At 67.1% G+C, this 2,769-nt stretch carries 4 protein-coding genes; 1 reads left to right on the plus strand and 3 read right to left on the minus strand.

The genetic code is table 11. The annotated features are described in order from the left end of the window. The 3 genes from ENN83_RS00855 to ENN83_RS00865 form a co-directional block, all read right to left on the minus strand. Window positions 1-983: aspartate kinase (locus tag ENN83_RS00855; protein ID WP_287182970.1), on the minus strand; the 983-nt coding region annotated here is incomplete at its 3' end. 62 nt (window positions 984-1,045) lie between these two features. Next, entirely contained in the window at window positions 1,046-1,711 is a 666-nt protein-coding gene (locus ENN83_RS00860; protein ID WP_287182972.1) for an SDR family NAD(P)-dependent oxidoreductase, read from the minus strand. 11 nt (window positions 1,712-1,722) lie between these two features. Then, window positions 1,723-2,145, minus strand: a complete 423-nt coding sequence (locus tag ENN83_RS00865; RefSeq protein ID WP_287182973.1) for a DUF1178 family protein — start codon at window positions 2,143-2,145, stop codon at window positions 1,723-1,725. 132 nt (window positions 2,146-2,277) lie between these two features. Here ENN83_RS00865 and ENN83_RS00870 point away from each other — a divergent pair. Continuing rightward, window positions 2,278-2,769, plus strand: a 492-nt coding sequence (locus tag ENN83_RS00870) for a glutathione peroxidase (protein WP_287182975.1), incomplete at its 3' end; no start/stop codon positions are given.

A 2,769-nucleotide genomic window follows, 5' to 3' on the forward strand; every position in this document is an offset into this window, starting at 1 on the left:
GCCTTTTCCATCGCGTCCTCGGCGCGGGGCACCTGGTTGACCGGGCAGGAAAAGGTCATGTCGGTGCGCCCCTCTTCCGAGATGTTCTGCACGATCATGTCCACGTTGACGCCCGCGCGGGCGAGCGGGCCGAAGATCGTCGCCGCGATGCCGGGGCGGTCGGCGACCGAGATCAGCGTCATCTTGGCCTCGTCGCGGGAATAGGCGACGCCGGAAACCACGTTCTGTTCCACAATATCCTCCTCGTCGCAGACGAGCGTGCCGGAGTTCTCGTCGGTCTCGTCAAAGCTCGACAGGACCCTCAGTTTCACCTTGTAGCGCATCGCCAGCTCGACCGAGCGCGTCTGAAGCACCTTGGCGCCGAGGCTGGCCAGTTCCAGCATCTCCTCGAAGGCGATGCGGTCAAGCTTGCGTGCCTTGCCCTCGATCCTTGGATCGGTGGTATAGACCCCGTCGACATCGGTATAGATGTCGCAGCGCACCGCGTCGAAGGCGGCGGCAAAGGCCACGGCGGTCGTGTCGGACCCGCCCCGGCCCAGCGTGGTGATCCGGCCCTCGGGGCTGATGCCCTGAAAGCCCGCGACCACCGCGACCTTCATGCCTTCGGCGAATTTCTGGTCGATATTGGCGCGCGGGATGTCCTCGATCCTTGCGGCGGAATGGGCCGACGTCGTCTTCAGTGGCACCTGCCAGCCCTGCCAGCTGCGCGCGGGCACGTCCATTTCCTGAAGCGTCAGCGCCATCAGCCCGGCGGTCACGTTCTCGCCGGAACTGACCACGGCATCATATTCGCGCGCATCGAACAGCGGCGAGGTCTGTTCGACCCAGCCGACCAGTTCGTTCGTCTTGCCCGACATCGCCGAGACCACGACGATCACGTCGAACCCGCGCTCGACCTCGCGCTTGACCTTTTCGGCAGCATTCCGGATGCGGGCCAGATCGCCCACCGAGGTGCCCCCGAATTTCATCACCAAAAGCGGCATCTGGCGCCCTTCGTCCGAATTATTCCGCGACGCTCTAGGGCAAGGTCCGGCCAAGGGCAAGATCAATAGGGATGCGGGCGACCGTCCCAGGTCTCGAAACAGCCCGTGGTGGCCAGGCTCAGCGCCTCGAACCGCGCGCGCAGCCCGGCGCTGGCCTCGGCCACATCGATCTCGGCGGCGGCCCCGCCCATGTCGGTCCTGACCCAGCCCGGGTGGTAGATGCCGACCGCGATGCCCACCGGCCGCAGATCGGTGGCGAGGTTGCGGCCGAGGTTCAGCGCCGCCGCCTTCGACGCGCGATAGATGTAGGATCCGCCCGGCGCGCGTTCCGTCGAGGCCATCGCCGAGGACAGGATCACGATTCGCGGCCGCTCGGCGCGCCGGAGATTGGGCAGCAGGGTCTGGATCGTCAGGAACACGCCGGTGACGTTGACGGCGAACATCTGCGCCCACATCGCGGGCGGAAAGCCGTTTTCCAGCGTCTCGTGCTTGTCGAGATACTGCCCGGCATTGCAGACCAGCAGGTCGATGGGCTGGCCGTTCAGGCGGTCCGCCAGCGCCCGGTGCTGTTTCGCGTCGGTGACGTCCAGCACCTCCCACCGGGCGCCGGGGACGGCGGGGGCGTCGTCGGCCCGCGTGGTGCCGATCGGGGCCAGCCCTTCGGCGGCGTAGTCCTGCAGGAGCCTCAGCCCGATGCCGCGATTGGCGCCGGTGATCAGGGGGGGCATGGTCGGGTCCTTCAGTTTGCCTTGCGTCCGGGGATGAAGGGCAGCGGCGCGATGGGCACGCCCTCCTCGATCAGCGCCCTGGCCTCGTCGAGCCGCGCCTCGCCCCGGATCGCGCGCCGGGGCGCCAGGCCCTCATGCATGTCGCGCGCCTCCTTCACGAAGCGTAGCCCCACATCCTCGGATTCCGCCTCGATCCGGCGGCGCAGTTCGGCCAGAGCCTGTTCGGCGGGGCTGGCCGGTTGCGACAGGGGGCGCGCGGGCGGGGCGCGGTCGGGAGCGACGGCGGGCGCCATCAGACTTTTGGTTACATCGCTGCTGCCGCAGACCGCGCAGGCGACCAGTCCCGCGGCATGCAGCTTGTCGAAGGCATCGGCCGACTGGAACCAGCTTTCGAAGCGGTGTCCCTTGGCGCAGTCGAGCAAATAGCGGATCATCCGTCAATCATCCTTGCAGATCCTTGCCAAGAGATAAACAGTGGGCCGGGGAATGCAACCGGGGCAGGCTTGACCGGGCGGCGCAGCGCGATACTTCCCCTCCATGCCTTTCCGCAGCCATGGACCTGTCCGATGCGCCCGCTTGCCCTGCTTTTCTCGCTTGGTCTGACCGCCGCCGCCCCCTCTGCCGAGGCGGCGCAGGGGTTTTCCTTCGCCTCGATCGACGGCGGCGAAATCGCGCTGGACGCCTATCGCGGCCGCCCGGTGCTGGTTGTCAACACCGCCTCGCAATGCGGGTTCACGCCGCAATATGACGGGTTGCAGCGGCTGCATGAACGCTATGGACCGCGCGGGCTGGTAGTGCTGGCGGTGCCGTCGAACGATTTCAACCAGGAACTGGCCTCCGAGGCGAAGGTCAAGGAATTCTGCGATGTCAATTTCGGCCTGACCCTGCCGATGACCGAGATCACCCATGTAAGGGGCAGCAACGCGCATCCGTTCTACCGCTGGCTGGCGACCGAGCACGGCTTTGCCCCGCGCTGGAATTTCAACAAGGTGCTGATCGGCCCGGCGGGCGAGGTGGTGGCGACCTGGGGCTCGATGACCAAGCCCACCTCGGGCGCC

This window comes from Rhodovulum sp. (assembly GCF_011048875.1).
GTDB classification, from domain to species: Bacteria; Pseudomonadota; Alphaproteobacteria; order Rhodobacterales; family Rhodobacteraceae; genus Rhodovulum; species Rhodovulum tesquicola.